The sequence below is a fragment of the Streptomyces sp. NPDC006012 genome (genome assembly GCF_042871185.1).
GTDB lineage: Bacteria > Actinomycetota > Actinomycetes > Streptomycetales > Streptomycetaceae > Streptomyces.
In genome coordinates this window covers 43898-65562 of sequence record NZ_JBIAIE010000003.1, presented here as the reverse complement: position 1 = coordinate 65562, position 21665 = coordinate 43898, and the positions used below count along the sequence as shown (strand labels likewise).

At 71.0% G+C, this 21665-nt stretch carries 20 protein-coding genes and 1 pseudogene; 8 read left to right on the top strand and 13 right to left on the bottom strand.

Translation table 11 applies throughout. The features are described 5' to 3' along the window. Positions 1-61 precede the first annotated feature (61 nt). Positions 62-1519: a menaquinone biosynthesis decarboxylase gene (locus ACFYPJ_RS07140; RefSeq protein WP_389011805.1), complete on the bottom strand. Its 1458-nt coding sequence runs from the start codon at positions 1517-1519 to the stop codon at positions 62-64. Between the two features lie 88 nt (positions 1520-1607). Here ACFYPJ_RS07140 and ACFYPJ_RS07135 point away from each other — a divergent pair, with 88 nt between their 5' ends. After that, positions 1608-2000, top strand: coding sequence for a PLD nuclease N-terminal domain-containing protein (locus ACFYPJ_RS07135; RefSeq protein WP_389012929.1), 393 nt, complete (start codon positions 1608-1610; stop codon positions 1998-2000). Between the two features lie 75 nt (positions 2001-2075). Here ACFYPJ_RS07135 and ACFYPJ_RS07130 read toward each other — a convergent pair whose 3' ends face one another. Continuing rightward, positions 2076-2843 carry a CDP-alcohol phosphatidyltransferase family protein gene (locus ACFYPJ_RS07130; RefSeq protein ID WP_389011802.1) on the bottom strand — a complete coding sequence of 256 codons (768 nt, stop codon included), beginning with the start codon at positions 2841-2843 and terminating at the stop codon, positions 2076-2078. A 287-nt stretch (positions 2844-3130) separates the two neighbouring features. Between ACFYPJ_RS07130 and ACFYPJ_RS07125 the strand changes: the two genes are divergently transcribed. Then, complete coding sequence (locus tag ACFYPJ_RS07125) at positions 3131-3598, top strand: nucleoside deaminase (protein ID WP_389011799.1); 468 nt, start codon at positions 3131-3133, stop codon at positions 3596-3598. Then, complete coding sequence (locus ACFYPJ_RS07120; RefSeq protein ID WP_389011796.1) at positions 3591-4556, top strand: isopenicillin N synthase family dioxygenase; 966 nt, start codon at positions 3591-3593, stop codon at positions 4554-4556. The genes ACFYPJ_RS07125 and ACFYPJ_RS07120 overlap by 8 nt, the downstream gene beginning before the upstream one ends. Before the next feature lie 46 nt (positions 4557-4602). Here ACFYPJ_RS07120 and ACFYPJ_RS07115 read toward each other — a convergent pair whose 3' ends face one another. From ACFYPJ_RS07115 to hemL, 8 genes are all read right to left on the bottom strand, one after another. Further along, positions 4603-5043: an SRPBCC family protein gene (locus ACFYPJ_RS07115; RefSeq protein ID WP_389011793.1), complete on the bottom strand. Its 441-nt coding sequence runs from the start codon at positions 5041-5043 to the stop codon at positions 4603-4605. Positions 5044-5083: 40 nt separating this feature from the next. Then, a complete protein-coding gene (gene ccsB / locus ACFYPJ_RS07110) occupies positions 5084-6184 on the bottom strand; it encodes a c-type cytochrome biogenesis protein CcsB (RefSeq protein ID WP_389011790.1) in 1101 nt (366 codons plus the stop codon). Next, entirely contained in the window at positions 6181-7911 is a 1731-nt protein-coding gene (locus tag ACFYPJ_RS07105) for a cytochrome c biogenesis protein ResB (protein ID WP_389011787.1), read from the bottom strand. The genes ccsB and ACFYPJ_RS07105 overlap by 4 nt, the downstream gene beginning before the upstream one ends. Positions 7912-7914: 3 nt before the next feature. Then, entirely contained in the window at positions 7915-8688 is a 774-nt protein-coding gene (locus tag ACFYPJ_RS07100; RefSeq protein WP_389011785.1) for a cytochrome c biogenesis CcdA family protein, read from the bottom strand. A gap of 1 nt (position 8689) precedes the next feature. Next, complete coding sequence (locus ACFYPJ_RS07095; protein ID WP_389011782.1) at positions 8690-9280, bottom strand: TlpA family protein disulfide reductase; 591 nt, start codon at positions 9278-9280, stop codon at positions 8690-8692. Positions 9281-9370: 90 nt separating this feature from the next. After that, on the bottom strand, positions 9371-10663 hold the full coding sequence (locus tag ACFYPJ_RS07090) for a hypothetical protein (protein WP_389011779.1): 1293 nt from the start codon (positions 10661-10663) through the stop codon (positions 9371-9373). A 414-nt stretch (positions 10664-11077) separates the two neighbouring features. Continuing rightward, the gene (locus ACFYPJ_RS07085; protein WP_389011776.1) at positions 11078-11761 is read right to left on the bottom strand and encodes a histidine phosphatase family protein; all 684 of its coding nucleotides are present in this window, start codon (positions 11759-11761) and stop codon (positions 11078-11080) included. Then, positions 11758-13065 (bottom strand): glutamate-1-semialdehyde 2,1-aminomutase, encoded by a 1308-nt coding sequence (hemL, locus tag ACFYPJ_RS07080; protein ID WP_389011773.1) that lies wholly within the window; start codon positions 13063-13065, stop codon positions 11758-11760. Before hemL ends, ACFYPJ_RS07085 begins: the two co-directional genes overlap by 4 nt. A 393-nt stretch (positions 13066-13458) precedes the next feature. Here hemL and ACFYPJ_RS07075 point away from each other — a divergent pair, with 393 nt between their 5' ends. Then, positions 13459-14097, top strand: a complete 639-nt coding sequence (locus tag ACFYPJ_RS07075) for a hypothetical protein (protein ID WP_389011770.1) — start codon at positions 13459-13461, stop codon at positions 14095-14097. Between the two features lie 792 nt (positions 14098-14889). On the opposite strand, the pseudogene ACFYPJ_RS07070 reads toward ACFYPJ_RS07075, so the two are convergent. Then, positions 14890-15039: pseudogene (locus ACFYPJ_RS07070) on the bottom strand (YdcF family protein); the annotation flags it as partial. Positions 15040-15308: 269 nt separating this feature from the next. Here ACFYPJ_RS07070 and ACFYPJ_RS07065 point away from each other — a divergent pair. Beyond that, complete coding sequence (locus ACFYPJ_RS07065; RefSeq protein WP_389011767.1) at positions 15309-15491, top strand: tryptorubin family RiPP precursor; 183 nt, start codon at positions 15309-15311, stop codon at positions 15489-15491. Between the two features lie 117 nt (positions 15492-15608). Beyond that, positions 15609-16670, top strand: a complete 1062-nt coding sequence (locus ACFYPJ_RS07060; protein ID WP_389011764.1) for a cytochrome P450 — start codon at positions 15609-15611, stop codon at positions 16668-16670. A gap of 39 nt (positions 16671-16709) precedes the next feature. On the opposite strand, the gene ACFYPJ_RS07055 is transcribed toward ACFYPJ_RS07060, so the two are convergent. After that, positions 16710-17540, bottom strand: a complete 831-nt coding sequence (locus tag ACFYPJ_RS07055; protein WP_389011762.1) for a M55 family metallopeptidase — start codon at positions 17538-17540, stop codon at positions 16710-16712. Positions 17541-17659: 119 nt separating this feature from the next. On the opposite strand from ACFYPJ_RS07055, the gene ACFYPJ_RS07050 reads away from it, so the two are divergent. Together ACFYPJ_RS07050 and ACFYPJ_RS07045 are read left to right on the top strand one after the other, a co-directional pair. Further along, positions 17660-18013, top strand: coding sequence for a hypothetical protein (locus ACFYPJ_RS07050; RefSeq protein ID WP_389011759.1), 354 nt, complete (start codon positions 17660-17662; stop codon positions 18011-18013). A gap of 205 nt (positions 18014-18218) precedes the next feature. Continuing rightward, positions 18219-20030 carry a phosphatidylglycerol lysyltransferase domain-containing protein gene (locus tag ACFYPJ_RS07045; protein WP_389011757.1) on the top strand — a complete coding sequence of 604 codons (1812 nt, stop codon included), beginning with the start codon at positions 18219-18221 and terminating at the stop codon, positions 20028-20030. Positions 20031-20169: 139 nt separating this feature from the next. Here ACFYPJ_RS07045 and ACFYPJ_RS07040 read toward each other — a convergent pair whose 3' ends face one another. After that, positions 20170-21438, bottom strand: a complete 1269-nt coding sequence (locus tag ACFYPJ_RS07040) for an ArgE/DapE family deacylase (RefSeq protein ID WP_389011754.1) — start codon at positions 21436-21438, stop codon at positions 20170-20172. Between the last annotated feature and the right edge of the window lie 227 nt (positions 21439-21665).

The window sequence follows — 21665 nt, the reverse complement described above, 5'->3', positions numbered from 1 at the left end:
CCTCCGCGGCGGCGGGGAAGTCTCGTCCCCACGCTGCCGCGTGCCGTCGTGGCGGTGTTCCTCACAGTCCGTACTCCTTCCAGCGACGGTCCACCAGGGCCGCCGTACCGGGGTCCGACAGGACCATGTCCGGCCAGCCCCCGTCCCTCGTGTAGCCCTCCTCGGGCCACTTCTTCGTCGCGTCGATACCCGCCTTGCCGCCCCAGAACTGCTGGTAGGAGGCGTGGTCGAGGTGGTCGACCGGGCCTTCCACGACCGTGAGGTCACGGGCGTAGTCGGTGTTGCCGAGGGCCCGCCAGGCGACCTCGTGCAGATCGTGCACGTCGCAGTCGGCGTCGACGACCACGATCAGCTTGGTGAGGGACATCATGTGCGCCCCCCAGATCGCGTGCATGACCTTCTGCGCGTGCTTCGGGTACTTCTTGTCGATCGAGACGATCGCGCAGTTGTGGAAGCCGCCTGCCTCGGGCAGGTGGTAGTCCACGATGTCCGGGACGATGATCTTCAGCAGGGGGAGGAAGAAACGCTCCGTCGCCCGGCCGAGCGGGCCGTCCTCCGTCGGCGGCCGGCCCACGACGATCGACTGGAGCAGCGGCCGTTTGCGCATCGTGACGCAGTCGATGGTCAGGGCCGGGAAGGGCTCCTGCGGCGTGTAGAAGCCGGTGTGGTCGCCGAAGGGACCCTCCGGCAGCATCTCGCCCGGTTCCAGCCAGCCCTCCAGGACGACTTCCGCGTTCGCCGGCACCTGCAGCGGCACGGTCTTGCAGTCGACCATCTCGATCCGCCGGCCCGCGACGAACCCGGCGAAGAGGTACTCGTCGATGTCACCGGGCAGCGGGGCGGTGGACGCGTAGGTCACGGCGGGCGGGCAGCCGAAGGCGATGGCGACCGGCAGCCGCTCGCCCCGGCGGGCGGCGACCTGGTAGTGGTTCCGGCTGTCCTTGTGGATCTGCCAGTGCATGCCGATGGTGCGCCTGTCGTGGCGCTGGAGGCGGTACAGGCCGAGGTTGCGGATCCCGCTCTCCGGGTCCTTGGTGTGGGTGAGCCCCAGGTTGAAGAAGGAGCCGCCGTCCTTGGGCCAGGTGAACAGCGCGGGCAGGGCGTGCAGGTCGACGTCGTCGCCGTGCAGGACGACCTCTTGCACCGGCGCGTTGTCCGGCTTGACCTTCTTCGGCGGCACGTGCGCCATCGCGCCGAGCTTCCCGAACGCCTCGCGCACGCCGACGAAGCCGTGCGGCAGCTCGGGACGGAGCAGCCCGCCGATCCGGTCGGAGATCTCGCCGTACGACTTCAGGCCGAGGGCCTTCAGCAGCCGCCGGTCGGTACCGAAGACGTTCATGGCGAGCGGCATGCGCGAGCCGCGCACGTTCTCGAACAGCAGCGCCGGACCACCGGACTTCTGCACCCGGTCGACGATCTCCCCGACCTCCAGATGGGGATCGACCTCGGTCTTCACGCGCTTGAGGTCGCCCTCGCGCTCCAGGGCCCTGAGCAGGGAGCGAAGATCGTCGTAAGCCATGGGGTCCAGTATCCCCGAGCGGCTACTCTGTCCCGGTCACGGGGGGCCGGTGCGGAACCCCTCCATCGTCTTCCAGGGGACTTCCGACATGCTCAGGGTGCTGATATACCTCGTGCCGCTGGCACTGACGATCTTCGCGCTCATCGACTGCCTCAACACCCCGGAGGACGAGGCACGGCACCTGCCCAAGATCGCCTGGGTCTTCATCATCCTTCTCTTCTGGATCGTCGGCCCCATCGTCTGGCTGGCCACGGGCAAGGTCCGCGTCCCGCCCACCGGCGGCCGAACGCCGTCCGAATGGCACCGCGACCACCGCTTCGAGCAGCAGACCGCCCCGGACGACGACCCCGAGTTCCTGCAGTCCCTCGCCAAGGAGAACAAGCGGGACGAGCAGTTGCTGAAGAACTGGGAGGCCGATCTGCGCCGCCGCGAGGAGGAGTTGCGCCGCAAGGAGAAGGGCGAGGAACCGCAGGACGGCTGAGCCGGACCGCGTCCGCGCGGGGTGCGGGTCCCCCGCCCGAGGGTCCGTCGGCCGTCCCGTCCCTGAGCGAGCGGCTCAGCGCAGCCGGGAGGACGACAGGATCGACAGCAGGTGGGCCGGGACCATCACCCACGTGATCACGGCCAGCGCGCCGAGCACCCAGCGCGTGGGCTCCGGCCCGCCGGTGGCCGCGTCCGCGACGGCCGCCGCCAGCAGCACCAGCGACGCCTCGATCCCGTTCGTCACCCGGTGGATCTTGAACGCCGCCGCCAGCCGCCGCACGGCGGCCACCCCCTCGGAACGCGGCCGGGTCGACTCGTCGTCGGCCACGCCGAGTCCGCGCCGGGCACGGGCCACGTCCACCAGGTCGGTGGACGCCTTCAGCAGTACGACGCCGAGCGCGGTGGCGATCCCGACCGACAGCCAGCCGCCGAAGCCGTTCTCGGCGGCCCGGAACCCGGCGCCCGCCAGCAGCGCGGCGTCCGCGAGATAGGCGCCGAGCCGGTCCACGTAGATGCCGGTGGCGCTGTTCTGCCCCTTCCAGCGGGCGACCTCGCCGTCCACGCAGTCGAACAGCAGGAACAGCTGCATCAGGATGACCGCCAGGACGGCACCGGGCAGGCCCGGAATCAGCAGGGCGGCGCCCGCCGCGACCCCGCACACCACCATGGTCCAGGTGAGCTGGTCCGGGGTGACCGGGGTGCGCACCAGCTGGCGGGTCAGCCGCAGCGATATACGCCGCATGTACAGTCGCCCGGCCCAGTGCTCACCGTTGCGGCTCGCCAGCTTGGCCTGCGGCTGGCAGACCTCTCGCAGCTCCTGAAGAACCGGAGCAGCACCCATGACCGTTCCTCCCACCGGGGGCCCAACTGCCGCTTGCGCGGCGACGATCGGGCCAGCGTACAGAGTGCGTTTCCGTTCGCTTTACCGAGGCCACCACGGGACGTCAGGTACTGGTAACCGCGTCCGACGGGGTCCGCCGCCCGCCTCCGGGCAGAATGTCAGCGGGCCGGTCGGCTCTCTCGGCTCCCCGGCTCCCGACGGCTGCTCCGCGCGCGTCGCCCCGGTTGGGTGCCGACGGCCGAACAACTGACGGACCGAAGGCTGTACGGCTGAAGGAGGGTCGACGCATGGACCGCGCCGATGGCCTGGACCCGGAGCAGGCCCGCGACTGGCTCGCCACCGCCGTCGCCGAGGCCCGCGCCGGGCGGGCCGAGGGCGGCATCCCGATCGGCGCCGCTCTCTACGGCCCCGACGGCACCCTCCTCGGCCGCGGCCGCAACCGCCGCGTGCAGGACGACGACCCCTCGACGCACGCGGAGACGGCCGCCTTCCGCGCGGCGGGACGACAGCGGACGTACCGGGGCACGACGATGGTGACCACGCTGTCGCCCTGCTGGTACTGCAGCGGTCTGGTGCGCCAGTTCGGCATCCCGCGGGTCGTGATCGGCGAGGCCGTCACCTTCCACGGCGGACACGACTGGCTGGCCGGGCACGGAGTGGAGATCGTGCTGCTGGACGACGCCGAGTGCGTACGGCTGATGCGCGACTTCATCAGGGAGCATCCGGCTCTGTGGAACGAGGACATCGGTGGCTGACGCCCGCATCCCCACGATCGACCTGCTGCCCTGGCTCTCCGGCGACCCCGGGGCCCGCGCGGACCTCGCACGCACCGTCGACCGGGCCCTGCAACGGGCCGGCTTCCTGCTCGTCACCGGGCACGGCGTGGATCCGGGGCTGCGCACCCGGATCCGGGCCGCGGCCCGCGCGTTCTTCCTGCTCCCCGCCGAGGCGAAGCGGGCCTACGCGGCGCGGGTCGGCGGGCGCGGCTGGCTCGGGCCGGGCGCCGAGGCCAACGGGTACTCCGAGGGGACCGAGACGCCGCCGGACCTGAAGGAGTCGCTGACCTTCGCGACCCACGAGCCGTTCGCGGACCCGGCCGTCAACGCCGAGTGGTACGCGCCGAACGTCTGGCCCGCCGAGGTCCCGCGGCTGCGGCCGCTGTGCGAGGAGTACCTCGCGCGGATGGCCGTCCTGCAGCGGCACCTGCTGGCGCTGCTCGGCCACTCCCTCGGCCTCGAACCGGACTTCTTCACCCGGCACCTGGACCATCCGACGTACGGCTTCAACATCAACTGGTATCCGGGGCGGGAGGTGACCGGCGAGCCGCTGCCGGGGCAGTTCCGCATCGGGCCGCACACCGACTTCGGGACGGTCACCGTCCTGGACCGGCAGGCGGGCCGGGGCGGACTGCAGGTCTGCACGGACGACGACGGCTGGGCGGACGCGCCCTACGACCCCGCCGCGTTCACCGTCAACATCGGTGACCTGATGGCCCGGTGGACCGGGGACCGGTGGCGGTCGGGACGGCACCGGGTGCTGCCGCCGCCCGCGGACGCGCCCGCCGAGGAGCTGACGTCGCTGGTCTACTTCGGTGAGTGCACCCCGGGCACGCTGGTCGAGTCGGTGCCCGCGCCGGTGGGGCGGGTGGCGTACCCGCCCGTCGACTCCCATGTCTACCTGCGGGAGAAGCTCGACTCGATCACCGTCGGCTGAGCGGACCGGCCACCACCGCCGGCCCGCCTCCCCCGCTGCGCCTCTCCTACCGGCCGCGGCCCTCCGTGAGGTCGCCGCTCCGCTGCGGGGCCGACGCCAGGACCTCGATCAGGCGCTCGAAGCGGGCCCGCCAGCGCGACTCCTCCGCCGTCCCGCCCCGGTACTCGTGGGTGAAGCGGAGCACGCTCCGGTCGGGCCCGCCCCGCTCCAGGTGGAACCGGATCCGGCCGCGGCCCTCCACCTGGTACTCCACGACCCGGTCCACGTCCCAGGCGCTCACCCGGCCGGTGCCGAGGCCGCGCAGCGTGACCGCGCCGCCGAGCCGGGGTTCGAGGACGTCGGCGGCGGTCAGCCAGCGGGCGAGGCCGTCCGGCGTGGTCAGCGCGGGCCAGACCGTCTCCATGGGCCCCGGAAGCCGTACCAGGAAGTGGAGTATGTGCTTGTTCCCGCAGGTCTGGCTGCTGCCCTGTTCGATGGATCCGGCCATGACACCAGCCTGGACCGGCGGGAAGGGTTCCGCACGCGGGTCAGACGCCCGCGTACGAGTGCTTGCCGCTCACGAAGATGTTCACGCCGTAGTAGTTGAACAGCCAGCAGGCGAACGCGATCATCGCGAGGTAGGCGGCCTTGCGGCCCTTCCAGCCGGCCGTGGCACGGGCGTGCAGGTAGCAGGCGTAGCCGATCCACGTGATGAAGGACCAGGTCTCCTTGGGGTCCCAGTTCCAGTAACGGCCCCAGGCGTCGCCCGCCCAGATCGCGCCCGCGATGATCGTGAACGTCCACAGCGGGAAGACGGCCGCGTTGATCCGGTAGGCGAACTTGTCGAGCGAGGCGGAGGCGGGCAGCCGCTCCAGCACCGAGGTGGCGAACCGGCCCGGCCTGCCGCCGGTCTGGAGCTTGTTCTCGTACGAGTCCTTGAAGAGGTAGAGGATCGTGGCGACCGCGCCGACGTAGAACACCGCGCCGCAGAAGATCGCGGTGGAGACGTGGATGTACAGCCAGTACGAATGCAGGGCGGGAACCAACTGGTCGCTGGCGGTGTACAAGACAGTGACAGCGAGGCCGAGGTCGAGGAGGACCGAGGTGATCAGGAACAGCCCGAGCCAGCGGACGTTCTTCCGCAGCGCCAGCAGGCCGAGGTACACGCCGACGGCGACCGTGGAGAAGGTGATGTTGAACTCGTACATGTTGCCCCACGGCGCCCGCTCCACGGAGGCCGCGCGGGTGATGACCCCGACCAGCTCCACCAGGAAGGCGAGCACGGTGAGCGAGACGGCGATCCGCCCGTACAGATCGCCCTGCTCGTCACCGCCGTGGGCGCCCGGGCCGTCCGGCACGTCCCGGGCACCGGCCGCCGCCCGGACGACGACCTTCGGCCGCTCCAGCACGGCGGTACCGCCGGCCCTCTGCACGGTGACGGCGGGTGCGGCCGCCTGCTTCGAGGCGTCGGCGGTCAGCGCGGCGGCCGTGCGGCCGACCTTGCTGCGGCTGCCGAACAGCCACTCCGCGATATAGGCGAAGAAAGCCAGCGTGTACACGGCCATCGACGAGTAGATCAGCGTATTGCTGAGACTCGCGAGATGTTCGTTGGTCGCGACGGCGAGATCGATTGCGGCGGCGGAAGTCACTGCTTCTCAGCCCCTTCGGCAAGTACGGCTGGGGAGTCGGGAGATGGGGAGGGATCGTCGGAGGGTTCGGGGGCCCCGGGGGCTTGGTCATAGAGGAGGCCGGCGAGGTCGCCCAGTTCCTCGGGCACCTTGGCGGACTCGCTGCGGCCGAGGCCGGCCATCTCGACGACGGTGACGCCGTCGGGGCCGGGCACGGCCCGCACCCAGACGCGGCGGCGCTGGATGAACAGGGACCCTGCAAGACCGAAGATCGCGGCGAAGGCACCGCCGAGCATCCAGCTGCCGCCGCTCTCCTGGACGATCTCGAAGCCGGCCCACTCCTTGATGTCCTTGTCGACGGTGATCGAGCCGGCACCATCCGGGAGCGTCATGGTCTGCCCCGGGGTGAGCTGCTGCTTCAGCAGACCGCCCTTGGAGTCCTTGAACTCCTTCATATGGCTCTTGTCCAGCTGGTACACGCTCTGCGGAATGCCCGAGTCGACGCCCAGGTCGCCGTGGTACGCGTTCAGCGCGAGCATCGGGTTGAGCAGCGCCGGGAACCGGGAGAGCATCGTGCTCCCCTTGCCGCCGTAGGTGGGCAGGAAGAACGCCTGGAAGCCGAGCTGCTCGCTGACGCCCTTCGGGTTCTTGTAGCCGTTCATGACCTTGACCACACCGGACGAGGTGACGTTGCCGTCCAGCGGCAGGAGGGGGACCGCGTCGTGGAAGACGACCTTGCCATTGCCGTCCCGGACGGTGAAGACCGGCGCGTAACCGTGGCTGACGAGGTAGACCTTGGCGCCGTCGATGTCCAGCGGCTTGTTGACCTGGACGGTGGTCGACCGCTCCTTGCCGTAGGCGCCCTTGTTGTAGGAGATCTTCGCCTCGTAGGTGCGCGGGGTGCCGCGGTTCGGACCGGTCAGCTCGTAGGTGCCCCTGAAGTCCTTCAGGTCGAAGCTGAAGGGCACCAGGTCGTCGTTGGTGAAGAGGCTGCCGGACTGGATGTCGTCGTACTGGAGGATCGAGTTGGAGAACCCGTCGCCCTCGACGACCAGCTTGGTGCCGTCCGACTTGTACAACTGGCCCGTGGCGAAGGCGACCAGCAGCACGATCAGCGCGATGTGGAAGATCAGGTTGCCCACTTCACGGGCGTAGCCCTTCTCGGCGGCGACCGCGTCCCCGACGGCATGGACCCGGAAGCGGCGACTCTTCAGCAACGCGAGCGCGTCCGTGCGGACCTGCTCGGGGTCGGCCGTGGTGCGCCAGGTGGTATAGGCGGGCAGCCGGGTCAGCCGCTTGGGCGCGGCCGGCGGCCGGCTGCGCAGCTGGCCCACGAACTGCCAGGTGCGGGGCACGATGCAGCCGATGAGGGAGACGAACAGCAGGATGTAGATGGCGGAGAACCACACCGAGCTGTAGACGTGGAAGAGGCCGAGCTTGTCGTAGACCGGCCCGAGCGTCTTGTGCGCTTTACGGAAGTCCTCGACCTTGCTGGCGTCAGCGCCGCTCTGCGGGATCAGCGAACCGGGGATCGCGCCGAGGGACAGCAGCAGGAGCAGCAGCAGCGCGACCCGCATGGAGGTGAGCTGCCGCCAGAACCAGCGGGCCCAGCCGATGACGCCCAGACCGGGCAGGTTCACCGGTTCGTCGCGCGGCGCGGTGGACAACTGGGCGCCGGCGTCCCCGAGCCCCTGGTCCTCCGGTCCGCCCGGGGAGTCGCCGGGCTCGGTCTTCGAAGTCGTGCTCATCGATCAGATCCCCACAGTGAAGCCGTTGGTCCAGGTCTGCATCTCCTGCACCAGACGGTCCCAGGCGCCCGTCAGCAGGAGCACACCGGTGACGATCATCATCGAGCCGCCGATGCGCATCACCCAGACATAGTGGCGTTTGACCCAGCCGAAGGCGCCGAGCGCCTTGCGGAAGGCGACCGCGGTGAGTACGAACGGCACGCCGAGGCCGAGGCAGTACGCGATCGTCAGTATGGCGCCGCGCCCGGCGCTCGCCTGCTGGGACGAGAGGGCGACGACGGAGGCGAGGGTGGGACCGATGCAGGGGGTCCACCCGATCCCGAACAGAGCGCCGAGGACGGGTGCGCCCACCAGGCCCGCGGCCGGCCGCCGGTGGAAGCGGAACTCACGCTGGGTCAGCCAGGGCATCATCCCCATGAAGAAGACGCCCAGCAGGATCATGAACACCCCGAGCACCTTGGACAGGGTGCCCTTGTATTCCTGGAGCGTCTGTCCGAAGAAGCCGAACAGCGCTCCGCCGGAGACGAACACGGCCGTGAAGCCGATAACGAACAGCGAGGCTCCGACCACCATCCGGCCCCGTCGGGCCTCGGCGAGATCGGTTCCGGTGACCCCGGTGACATAGGAGAGATAGCCGGGGACGAGGGGCAGGACGCACGGGGAGAAGAAGGAAACGAGGCCCCCGAGCACCGCGATCGGCACGGCGATGAGCAGGGCCCCGCTGAGGACCGTCTGGTTCCGGCCCGTCTCCTCGGCGAGCGTCAGGAGCGCGCTCACGTCACTTCTCCGCGAGGACCGGCTTGATCATCTTGAGCAGGTTCCCCTCGTCGAGGGCTTGCAAGGCACGAGCGGCGATCTTCCCGTCCCGGTCGAGGACGAGAGTGGAGGGAATCAGTTGGGGGTTCAGCGTGCCTTTCTTGAACCGGAGCATCAGTCTGCCGTCCGGGTCGTACAGGCTGGGATAGGTGATCCCCTCGTCCTTCTCGAAGGCGATCGCCGGAGTGGTGCTGGTGTCCCGGGTGTTGATCCCGACGAACTGGACGCCCTTGCCGGCGTACTCCTTGGAGACCTTGGCGAAGTACTTCCCCTCGGCACGGCACGGACCGCACCACGAGCCCCAGACATTGATGACGACGACTTTGCCCTTGTAGTCGGCGACGTCGAGCGTCTGGCCGTCGATCGTCTGGCCGGACAGGTCGGGTGCCGCATCCCGCGAGCCCGTGGCGACCGTGTCGATGCCGTTGTTACCGGTGACGAAGTTGGTGTGGCCACCGCCGCCGGACGTACCGCCGGAGCCGCACGCGGACAGGGACAGGGCCGCCGCGGCGGCCACGGCGCTGAACAGGACGGCGCGGCTGCGGGTACTCATGTGAAAAGTTTCGCATGTCCGATCCGGGGATCTTGCGCACCCCCCTCACGGACGGAAACCCGCATTTCAGGCGGTGTTTCAGGGGATTTTTCAGGCGGAGTTCGTGGGGGTCGGGGACGGCTCGGCGAGGAAGGTTTTCCAGCCGCCGGCCGGAGCCTGCCCGACCTCCAGCGTGCGCAGTTTGTCCAGTACCTCGGGGCGCTGCACATCCATCCAGTCGACGAACTGCCGGAAGGAGACGAGCCGGACGTCGGCGCCCTTGTCCCGCTCCCGCGCGATGTACTGGAACGACTCCGCCACGGCGTCCATGTAGATGCCGCCGTTCCACTGCTCGAAGTGGTTGCCCACGAAGAAGGGTGCGCGATTTGTCTCGTATGCCCGCTTGAATCCGGATATATAGGCTTCCTTCGCCTGCCGGCGCCAGCCCGGATAGTTGTAGGCGGGGGCCTTCGTCGAGTTGACCGACTGGTTGGCGAGCATGTTGTAGTCCATCGACAGGACTTCGAAGGAGTGCCCGGGGAACGGTATCTGCTGCAACGGCAGGTCCCACACGCCCATCCGCTTGTGCGGCCACAACTGCCGGCCGCCGGGCGAGGAGGCGTCGTAGCGCCAGCCCAGTTCGCGGGCGGTCGGCAGCAGGTTGTCCTGGCCGAGCAGACAGGGCGTACGGCTGCCGACGAGTTCCTTGTCGTAGTCGAAGGGCAGCGCGGGCAGATCCGTCCAGCCGCTGTTGGTCCGCCACTCCTTCACGAACGACTTGGCCTGCTCGATCTCGCTCCGCCACTGCTGCGGGGTCCAGTCGCCGACGGTGCCGTGGCCGGAGCAGAAGTGCCCGTTGAAGTGGGTGCCGATCTCGTGGCCCTCCAGCCAGGCGCGGTGCACGTTGGCCAGGGTCGCCTTGATGTGCTCGTCGGTGAGGTAGCCGATGTCGGAAGCGCCGCGCGGGTTGTTCGGCGGGTCATAGAGCCGCTTCTTCGACTCGGGCAGCAGATAGAGCCCGGAGAGGAAGAAGGTCATCGCGGCGCCGTGTTCCTTGGCCAGGTCAAGGAAGCGCGGGAAGAGGCCGTTGCCGACCTCGCCCGCCCCGTCCCAGGAGAAGATCACGAACTGCGGCGGCTCCTGGCCCGGCTCCAGCGGCTCGGGCGCGGCGGGCTGGTGCGGCTGCTTGCCGGTGAAGGACGTGGAGCCGTCGCCGATGGGCCGGGCGGGCGCCTTGGTGGCGCCGTGGCCCTTGCCGCTCCCGACCGCGTTCCCGGCGGAACCGGAACCGGAACCGCCCCCACCATCGTGTGAGCCGTTGAGAGTGCCGCAGCCCACGAGCCCGGCGGCGGCAGCGGCACCCGCGCCGAGGCCGAGCATTCCCCTGCGGGTGAAGGTGCTCATGAAATCCCCGATTCATCACGTCCTGCTGGTGGTCACCCAGTCAGATGGCGTAAGGAACAGGGAGGTTCCGCATATTCTCATACTTTTCTAAGCAAGGCTGCGAAAACACCGCAAGGCCCCGTGCGGACCGGGCTCACCTGGCGGGCCGCCTCGGGCGTAGCCCGCGAACGTGCCGAACATCACGGTACGGGCGCCGGGGGGCGGCTGGTTGAGGGCCCCTCGACCGGTGTGGGCGACGGCGGGCCCACCGCGTATGGGCGGCGCGGGCCCGGAGGAACCGGAGGGTCTGGGGACCCGGAGGACCGCCGGAGGACACTCAGGCCCCGGGGAACCCCGGAAACCCGGGGAACCAACCCGTACCAGCCCGCCCACGCCCCGGCCCGTCTCCGTCCCGGTCCCCGCCCCCTCTGCCGCTCAGGCCCCGAACGCCTTGCTCTTGCCCTTCACCGGCTTGGCGCCGGCCAGGAGATGGGGTGGGACCAGGTCACGGGCCGGCTCGGTGTAGCCGACCGAGACGATCCGGTCGCCCTGGTAGGTGAAGGTGGTCAGCGACGCGAGCGTGCACTGCCGCTTGCGCGGGTCGTGCCACAGCCGCCGCCCCTCCACGTACGAGCGCACGATCCAGATCGGCAGCTGGTGGCTGACCACCACCGCCTCGTGCCCGCGCGCCCGGTCCCGGGCCGCGTCCAGCGCACTCTTCATCCGGACCACCTGGGCGACGTACGGCTCACCCCAGGACGGCTTGAACGGGTTCACGAGGTACTTCCAGTTGCCGGGCTTGCGCAGCGCGCCGTCGCCCACCCCGAACGCCTTGCCCTCGAAGAGGTTCTCCGCCTCGATCAGCCGCTCGTCGGTGTCGAGGCCCAGCCCGTGCGTCTTGGCGATCGGGGTCGCCGTCTCCTGCGCCCGCTCCAGCGGGGAGGCCACGGCGTACGTCACGTCGCGCGGGGCGAGGTGCTCGGCGACCCGGTCGGCCATCTGCCGTCCGAGTTCGGACAGGTGGTAACCGGGCAGCCGCCCGTAGAGGACCCCGTCCGGGTTGGCGACCTCGCCGTGCCGCATGAGATGGACGACGGTGATGTCCTGGTCGGTGCTCATGCGGTGGCCTCCGCGGCGGCTCGGGCCGCCGCCGGAAGGGCGTCGGCGATCTTCTGGAGGGCCCGTTCGTCGTGGGCCGTGGACACGAACCAGGACTCGAAGGCCGACGGCGGCAGATAGACGCCGTTCGCCAGCATCGAGTGGAAGAAGGCGGTGAAGCGGAAGGTGTCCTGCCGCTTGGCGTCCTCGTAGTCGCGTACCCGCCGGTCGGTGAAGAACACGGAGAACATGTTGGAGGCGGTCTGCACCCGGTGTGCGACGCCCTCCTTGGTCAGGGCCTCGGTGACGAGGGACCGGACCTCCGTGGAGACGCCGTCGACCGTCTCGTAGGCGGCGTCGTCCAGCAGCCGCAGCTGGGCGACGCCCGCGGCGGTGGCGACCGGGTTACCGGAGAGCGTGCCCGCCTGGTAGACCGGACCGGCCGGGGCGAGGTGGGCCATGACGTCCGCACGGCCTCCGAACGCGGCCGCCGGGAACCCGCCGCCCATCACCTTGCCGAAGGTCATCAGGTCCGGCCTGACGCCGTCGATCCCGTACCAGCCGCTCCTGCTGGTACGGAAACCGGTCATCACCTCGTCGGAGACGAACAGCGCGCCGTTCTTGGCGCAGGCGTCCTTCAGCCCCTGGTTGAACCCGGGCTCGGGCGGCACGACCCCCATGTTGCCGGGCGACGCCTCCGTGATCACGCAGGCGATCTCGCCGGGATACCGGTGGAACGCCTCCTGCACGGCCTCCAGGTCGTTGTACGGCAGGACGATGGTGTCGCCGGCCTGGGCACCGGTGACGCCCGGGGTGTCGGGCAGCGCGAAGGTGGCGACCCCGGACCCGGCGGCGGCCAGCAGCGAGTCGACGTGCCCGTGGTAGCAGCCGGCGAACTTGATCACCTTGGACCGCTGGGTGAACCCGCGCGCCAGCCGGATGGCGGACATGGTCGCCTCGGTCCCGCTGGACACCAGCCGCACCTGATCGACGGGCTCGACCCGGGCGACGATCTCCTCGGCGAGGACCACCTCGCCCTCACCCGGTGTGCCGAAGGACGTACCGCGCGCTACGGCCTCGTGGGCGGCGGCGATCACCTCGGGGTGCGCGTGCCCGAGGATCATCGGCCCCCAGGAACACACGAGGTCGACGTACTCCCGCCCGTCGGCGTCGGTCAGATACGGACCGGAACCCGACACCATGAACCGGGGCGTGCCGCCCACGGCGCGGAAGGCACGCACCGGCGAGTTCACACCGCCGGGCGTGACGGCGGACGCCCGGTCGAACAGTGCCTGCGAGACGGGCGCTTCCCGTGGGTAGGGCATACCTGAAGGGGACGATTCACTCATGACCTGCGACTTCTCCGACCTCTCGGACCTTCTCCGAATTTCTCAGCGTTTCTTGGAGCTACTCGGAGTTTTTCGGACTCCGATGTGCGTGGTGCCCTCCTCAGGGTAGGCCGAGGCCGTCATCACTCCGGCAAACACGTTGTCGATCATCCGCGATCTGCGAGACTGGGGCTCGGACGGGCCTGATTCACGCAGAGACACACAGCTCGACACAGCTCGTACGGCACACGGTGACCGGTGGCCATGGAGATCTTGCGGACTGGTGTTTCACCGCACGTTTCGGCGGGCGGCCGTGGGGGAGGTCACTGACACGATGATCGGGTTGCGCGGCGGGCGCCACGCGTCCTAGAAAAGCAGTCGGGTGGAGATATGCATCGCGGTGGCGGACTGGGCGAGGGGACCGACGACCTGGGTCCTCGACGCGCCCGGCGGGGAAGGCACCGGCGCGACGCGGAGGAAACGGCCGAAGCACGTCCGCCACAGGGTGTACCGGGAGAGCCCGAGCGGAGCGACCGGCGGGCCGACCCCCGGGTGGACCGCCTTCGGGCGGCGAGCAGAAATGGTGGTCGGGTGGGGGTGACGTACAAATATTTCGGCGCACCGGACGGCGCGACCGCGGCCCGTGTCCCGATCTCGATGCGACCCGAGGAACTCGGCGGCGACGAGCTGGGCATGAACGGCATGTTCACCAAGATCAAGCCGGAGACGATGTCCGCGATGGTACTGACCGGCATCGAGGGCGTGCCCCTGCACAAGGTGCCGCCGCTCGAACTCGTGGTCCTGCACCCCGACTACGCGGTCGTCAAGCTGCCCATGACGGTCGTCGACCCACTGCGCGGCATCGGCGAGGAAGCGGTGGGCGCGGCGGCGTTCATCTGGTCCACGGTCCCGGACCGCGGCGGCCCGCGGGACGCGTTCAACGTGTACCAATTGCTCCACGAATGGCAGGATTTCTCGCACCGGTTGCATGAGGCTGGACACCAGCCTTACTGCTTGGTGTGGCCCTGACGCGCCGCTCGGCGCGGCCCTGGTTCCCTCCTCGTTCCGGCCCCGATTCGCTGCTCGTTCCGGCCCTGGCTCACTGCTCGGTCCGGCCCTGACGCCGGTTGCGCGGGGCCCCGCCGCCCCGTGCGCCGTCTCGACGACACAAGGTGACGGATTCGGTTCCGACGCCGGTGAGGTGTGCCGATGTGTTCCCGTCCCGGCGCCGGGCCACGGGGTCGTCTTCGCGGTCGGGGTGGTCCTGGTCGTGGTCGACGGGCAGGGACTCGGGCCGCTGTGGTGGGCCGGGGTCGCGCTGCTCCTGGCCGGCCTGGTGATGCGGTGGATGCTGGTGCGGGCCCAGCGGCCGCCGCCGGGGCGGCTGCCGGTCCGGGTCCGGGTGCCGGTCGCCGGGTGCCGGTCGCCGGGTGCCGGTCGCCGGGCGCCGGTCGCCGGGCGCCGGGAGGCGTTCAACGGACCCGCCACCAAGAGCCCCAGCCACACCCACAGCCATGCGCAGGCCTACGCCACCGATCTGATCCATCGTCCTCGTGCGGCGGGCGGGGAGTCCGAAACGCCCGCCGTGGCACCAGGGTTCGCGACGGTGTGGCCGCCGGTCCGCCGGCCGGAGCGTCACCCGGCCTCCGGTCGGCCTGTGCCGACTCCCGGGGAGGGCGGGCCGTGGCGGCCGTCGGCGGACACCGGGACCGCCTCACCCGCGCCTCGCTGCCGGGCTTCGGAAAGGCCCGCCCCCGTAGGACCGGTCGCCGTCGTGGAAAGGACTCCCGCCGCCGGACGGGCCGGGACGCCGATGCTCCGTCAGTCGCCGACCAGGTGGCCGTCGAACCCGGCGCGCACGAGCCGCTCGTAGGCGTCGTGCACCTCCCCCGGCACGTCCTGCTCGATCGCGAAGCCGAGTTTCGGGTACTCGATCACCCGCTGGAGGTCGCCGACCAGCGTGTCGATGACGGTCGAGGACGGGCCCACACTCCGGGGGCGCCCGTGCCGCCGCCGCCTCGTGCGGATGTCCATGTCGCCGGTGTCGGTGTCGCCGGTGTCGCCTGGTCGAGCGTGGACGGTCGTTGCTGGGTGCCTTTCGGCCAACCTGCGGATCACGCAAGGCGATCCGAACTACGACAAACCAAAAAAACCAACTGCATCAGAGCAAGCAATCTCGACCCTCGTACTGTCTGAAAGTTATCGCATACCAACCTTTTAAATGCCCCTGGATTAGCCATATGCCGTGCCTGGGCAGTCTCACCGGGCCACCGGCGCGTGATCTTCACCGGCCCGTCCGGGACGTCACGCGCCACTCGCCCACTCCGACAGGAGGTGCAGTGATGAAGCTTCTCTTCGCCATCCGCAACAAGGTCGCGGCAAGCAAGAGCCTCAAGGCGAACGCCTGGTACCTCTGGTACTGATGCCCGACTCCTCGGCCACACGGCCGAGTTGACATCGTTGTCCGGCCGCACCGCACCCGCTGTTCCGCGGTGCGGCCGGACGACGGCGTGCCGCCCGCGACCCCTCCCGGAGCATCCATGACCACGTCAACGCCGCCGCGTGTACGCACCACCGTGTTCTCTCCGCGGCTGGCCGCCCTCATCGACGACCACGTGGGCCAGGACGTCTTCCGCCTGGAACCCGACACCATCGGAATCGCGGGGCACGAGGTCGCCGACCGGATTCTCGCCGCGCGCCGCGCCACGGAGGCCGAACGGCCCACGTTCAAGCCGCTGCACGGGCGCTCGATCTCACGCACCGAGGCGTCGACGGTGACCCGGACCATCGGCAACGACGTGCGCGACGCGCTCAAGGGGGCGCTGCCGCTGCCGAAGGACGTCGACCTGTCCGGACCCTGGCCGCTGACCGGGCATCTGTTCCTGCGCGATCTCATCCTCGGCCGGGACCCGTACCGGTTGCGCATGCTGATGAGCCGCAATCTCGAACTCACCCCCAAGCTGACCTGGTCGGTCATCGCGCTCGGCGCCGCGCTTCCCGGCTGGCCCCGGCCGAGCGACGGCCGCACCGGACTCGCGAACCGGGCGGCGCGGGCAACGGGTTATCAGGAACGCCGGTACGCCATGGGCGTCTACCGCAGGGCAGCCGCACCGGTCTGCTTCACCGTCTCCACGCTCGTGGCCAACGCGCTCTGGCTCGGTGCGCCCTTCGACGAGGCCACGCCGAACCGGAACCTGATCCACGAGTCGCTGCGGCTGCTGCCGCCCTCCTGGAACATCCTGCGCAACGCGTCCCCCGAGTACCCGGCCGTCGACGGCCGGATCGGCGAGAAGGACGACGTCCTGCTGCTGCCGCTGCTCTCCCACCGTGATCCGGCCCTGTGGGACGGCCCGGACGCCTTCCGTCCGGAGCGCTGGGACACGCTCGATCCCGACACCGCGCCCGGCTATCTGCCGTTCGGCCACTCGTCCGAGCGGTGCTGGGGACGGCACATGGTCATGCCGCTGGCGGAACTCCTCCTGGACCTGATCCGCGGCTCCGGGCTGGTTCTCGACCCGGACCAGCGCGTCGGCAAGGTGCCGCTCCTCGGTCTGCTGGGTGTCGAGGAGGTACGTCTGAGGAAGGCGGCCCGGGTGCGGTGAACGGCCCTCGGTGAACGGCATGGGGGCGGACGGCGGGGATCAGCAGTACGGCGGCTGGTGGGTCAGGGACGCCGCCACCCGCATCCAGACCCCGAACTGGCGGTACAGCGCGGGCAGTCGGCCACCGGCCCGGACCGTACGGCTGTCGGTGGCGGTGACTCCGGGAAGGCCCGTCAGGGTGGCGGCGACCGAGGACGACTGCCAGCGGACCGCGAGGGTGACGTCGTCCGGAACGGCGGCCGGCCGCTTCGGGGCGGGCGACAGGGCGGCGGCGACCGTGTCCTCGATCGCCTGCCGGGCCTCCGCCTCGGGGCGCAGTTCCGCCGCGAAGCGGTCACGGGCGTACTTCACGGGCACCGTGGCGATCCCGTCGTCCCACGCCGTGGCCTCCGCGCAGGCCGCGTCGTCGCCGGTGAGTACGGCCACCGGGACGCCGAGGGCCGCCGCGGTGGCCTGGGCCAGGCCGATCTCGCCGACCGGGCGGCCGTCCAGCCAGATGTCCTCGATCTCGTGGCCCATGAAGCTGTGGCTCAGTACGCCGAGAGCGCCGGCCCGGGAGTGGTAGCCGACGCAGACGACCGCGTCGTGGTCGGCGGCGAGCCCGTCCAGCATGACCATCTGCTTCGGCCTGCCCCGGATCAGACGGGCCGCCGGGTGCAGGGCCTCGGGGTACAGGTTGCGCATCGGGCCGTGGGCGTCGTTGACGAGGATGTCGGTGGCACCGGCCGCGAGGGCGCCCCGTACGGCCGCGTTGACGTCCTCGGCCATCATCGACCGGCCCCGCTCGTAGTCCCGGCCGCCCGGCTGGACGTCCTCGGCGTCGACGAGCCCGGTGATGCCTTCCATGTCCACGCTCAGATAGATACGCACGGGGCCCGAGCCTATCGATCCGCCGGATCCGCACGGCGCCCGAGCTTAGGCCGGTCCGACCCTACGTGATGTAGGTTCCCAGCTGTCCAGGGCCGTACGACTCCTTCCACGGGGGCACCATGCAGGGCACGAACGCGGGGACCGACGCACAGCGGGCGCGGCTCCCGCAGTCGGGCGCGCGAGCGGGGGTCGGCGGCCTCGCACCCACCATCGCCGTACTCGTCGTAAGCCTCGCCATCGCCGCCGTGGGGGTGTACGAGCTGTGCGGATTCGGGCTGCACAGCCTCGCCCGACGGCCGCATCTGTTCAGCGACGGGCTGGCCACCGGAGGCGTGATCGTCGCCGTGGTGGCGGCCGGGGCGGCGGCGGGGAACCTGGCGTGGCATCTGGCGTCGGCCCGGAGCGGCACGGAGGGCGCCGGTGCGAGCGGCGGGCCGGACCAGAGACCGGCGGGCCGGACCACGGAACAGTGACACGGACCGGCGAGCCGGCCTGAGCGCGATGACGGAAGCCGGACGGGCGGTGTCCAGGTGCGGAGCTGCTCCTCTTGCCGCTTCTCCGTTTCTCCGCTTCTCCTTGCCCGTCTCCCTCCATCTTCTTACCTGACCAATACCCTACAAGTTGTAGGGTTGGGCAGCTTCGTCTCCGTCCCCCTCCGCTCCCAAGGTGCCGGTCACCATGCCCGTACAGCAGTCGACGCCGACTTCCGAACAGGTCTCCGTACGGCACGAGCGCCGGCGCCCCGCCGTGTCCGCCCGGCTGCGGGCGCGGGCGGCCGCCGCGACCGTCTGGTACCTGCGGCTGCTCGCCGTGCTCAACATCGCCGCGGTCGTGTCGCTGCCGTTCCGGGAGGAGGTGCAGGAGCACAACGCGGGCGAGTTCTTCACGCCGTACCTGGCCACCGCGGGTCTGGGCTCGGCGGCGTTCGCACTGTTCCTGGCCGTGGTGATGCGCCGCCGCAAACGCGCCGCCTGGGTCTTCAACCTGCTCCTCGCCGGCCCCCTGTGCTGCCTCTACGTGCTCGCGCTCGCCACCGGCAGCTACGGCGCGCACCTCTTCAACTGGCTCTCCACCGCCCTCACCGGCCTGTTCGTGGCCGCGCTGCTGATCGGCCGCCGTGAGTTCGACGCCATCGGCGACCGCTCCAACCCGCGGCTCGCGCTGGCCGCCGGAGCGGGCGGTCTGCTGGTCGCAGGCACCCTCGGCACGCTGCTGGTGAGCGCGACGAACCGGCAGTCCGGAGCGAGCCTCCAGGACCGGATCGCGTACACCTTGCTGCGCGGTGTCAGCGTGGGCCCGCTCGCCGACCGGGTCGACGCGGTGAGCGCGCCCCACTGGGTCGACATCATCGTCAACGTCCTGATGGCCGCCACCGTCCTCCTCGTGCTGTACGCCTGTTTCCGCGCCCCGCGCGGCCGGGCGCTGCTCGCCGCCGAGGACGAGGAGCGGCTGCGGGCCCTGCTGGAGCTGCACGGCGAGCGCGACTCGCTCGGCCACTTCGCGCTGCGCCGGGACAAGGCGGCCCGGTTCTCCCCGAGCGGCAAGGCCGCCGTCACCTACCGCGTGGTCAGCGGTGTCAGCCTGGCCTCCGGCGACCCGATCGGCGACCCGGAGGCCTGGCCCGGCGCCATCGACGCGTGGCTCGCCGAGGCACGCCGGCACGCGTGGACGCCCGCGGTGATGGGCGCGAGCGAGGAGGCCGGCACCGTCTACGCCCGGCACGGCCTCGACGCCCTGGAACTGGGCGACGAGGCGATCGTGGAGCTGGCCGACTTCACGTTGGAGGGACGGGCGATGCGCGTGGTCCGCCAGGCGCACAACCGGGTCCGGCGGGCCGGGTACACGGTGCGCGTCCGCCGCCACGCGGACATCCCCGAGGCCGAGATGGCGCTGCTGGTCGACCGCGCCGACCACTGGCGGGACGGCGCCACCGAGCGCGGTTTCTCCATGGCCCTCGGCCGCCTCGGCGACCCGGCCGACGGGCGCTGCGTGATGCTGGAGTGCCGGGACGCGGCAGGGGAACCGCGCGCCCTGCTCAGCTTCGTCCCCTGGGGCGGGCACGGCCTGTCCCTGGACCTGATGCGCCGGGACCGGGCGTGCGAGAACGGGCTGATGGAGTACATGGTCGTGGAACTGCTGCTGCGTGCAGAGGAGTTGGGCGTCCGGCGGGTGTCGCTGAACTTCGCGATGTTCCGGTCCGTCTTCGAGCGGGGCTCCCGGCTGGGGGCGGGCCCGGTGCTGCGGCTGTGGCGGTCGGTGCTGACGTTCTTCTCCCGCTGGTGGCAGATCGAGTCCCTGTACCGGGCGAACGCCAAGTACCGGCCCGTGTGGGAACCGCGGTTCCTGCTGTTCGCCAAGAGCAGCGACATCCCGCGCATCGGGCTGGCGAGCGCCCGGGCGGAGGGCTTCCTCACACGGCCGGGTTTCCTCAGCCGGCCGGGTTTCCTCAGCCGGCCGGGCCTCTTCAGCCGACCCCGCTGCCGTAGTTGACCCGGCTGCCGTCGCTGACCCGGCTGCCGTCCCTGACCCGACGCAGGCGCGTGCCACGCCCGTAGCCCAGGCCACGTCATGGCCGGCTCGCCGACCGCTCCCCGAACCCGCCGGCAAAACCCGCTCCGCGCCCCGTAGGTCACTTCGTGCCCGCCACCCGCAGCACCGTGAGCACCAGGGTCCGCGCCGCCTCCACCACCTCGCGCACGGACACATACTCGTGCGCGCTGTGCGCCACCCGTACGTCGCCCGGTCCGTACTGGAGCGTCGGCACGCCCGCCGCGGCATACAGCCTGAGGTCGCTGCCGTAGGGCACACCGCGTTCCCGCGGACGGGCCGCCCAGCCGTTGGCATCGGCGCAGGCGTCGCGCACCTCGTCGCGCAGCGGGTGCCCGGCGGGCAGCCGTCCGCTCGCGAACTGCCCGCCGGGCCAGCTCACGGTCGCCGGATGCGCCGCGAGCCACGTATCGGCGGCGCACGCCTCGGCCACCCGCTGCTCCAACTCGGCGCGCGCGTCGGCCGGTTCCTCGTCGAGCCGGACACCCAGCCGGCCGTCGGCGACCAGCAGGTCCGGCACGGTGCCGGCCCAGTCGCCGGCCCGGAGGGTGCCGACGGACAGCGCGTACGGGATCGGGTACTCGGCCATCAGCGGGGACGGATCGCGGTTGCGGTCGGCCTCCAGAGCGGCGAGCGCGCGGTGCAGCGGCAGATAGGCGTCGACCGCGCTGACCCCGGCCGCCCGCGAACCGGCGTGCGCCGCCCGGCCGGGGACGGTCAGCCGGAAGGTGAGGGCACCCGCGTTGGCGGTGACCAGCGTGCCGGCGGTCGGCTCGGTGATGACGCAGGCGGCACCGGTGTGCCCGCGCCGCAGCGTGCCGAAGGCACCGATCCCGCCGTCCTCCTCGCCGACCGTGAAGTGCGCCGCGACCCGGCCGCGCAGCCGCACCCCGGCCGCCCGGACCGCGGCCAGCGCGGCGAGGTGCGCCACCAGTCCGGCCTTCATGTCGCAGGCGCCGCGCCCGTGGACCACGTCCCCGTGCACCCTCGGCACGAACGGGTCGCCGTCCCAGGCCGCCGGGTCCCCGGGCGGTACGACGTCCACATGGCCCTGGAGGATCAGCGCGGGCACGTCGCCGTCCCCGGCGGTGTGCCCGACCAGGCCCCATGCCTCCTCGCGGGGCGCCTCAAGTCCGGGGAAGGCGGGGTCGGCGAGCAGGGCCGGCAGGTCCATGGACCACAGGTCGACCTCCAGTCCGAGCCGTGCCAGGCACCCGGCAAGATGATGCTGGAGTTCGGACTCGGCGGCGCTCCCGGTCATGCTGGGGATCGCGATCAGCTCAAGCAGGGTCCGGCCGATGTCCGCCTCGTCGAGGTGGGCGAGGGCGGCGGCCTCCGCGTCGGTCAGCATGCGGCATTCCTTCCCCGTACCCTCACCAGTCCCCGTGGGCCACCACTTCCCTCGAACCGGGCCCTGCGCGACCCGGACGACCCGCCCGTCGCACCCCGTCACGACCACCGTCGCACTCCATCACGACCGGCGGAATACTCCACCGCGACCTCCGTCCCGACCGCCGGCAAACTCCACCGCGAACTCCGTCACGACCGCCGCCGCTCCACCACGACCTCCGTCACGAC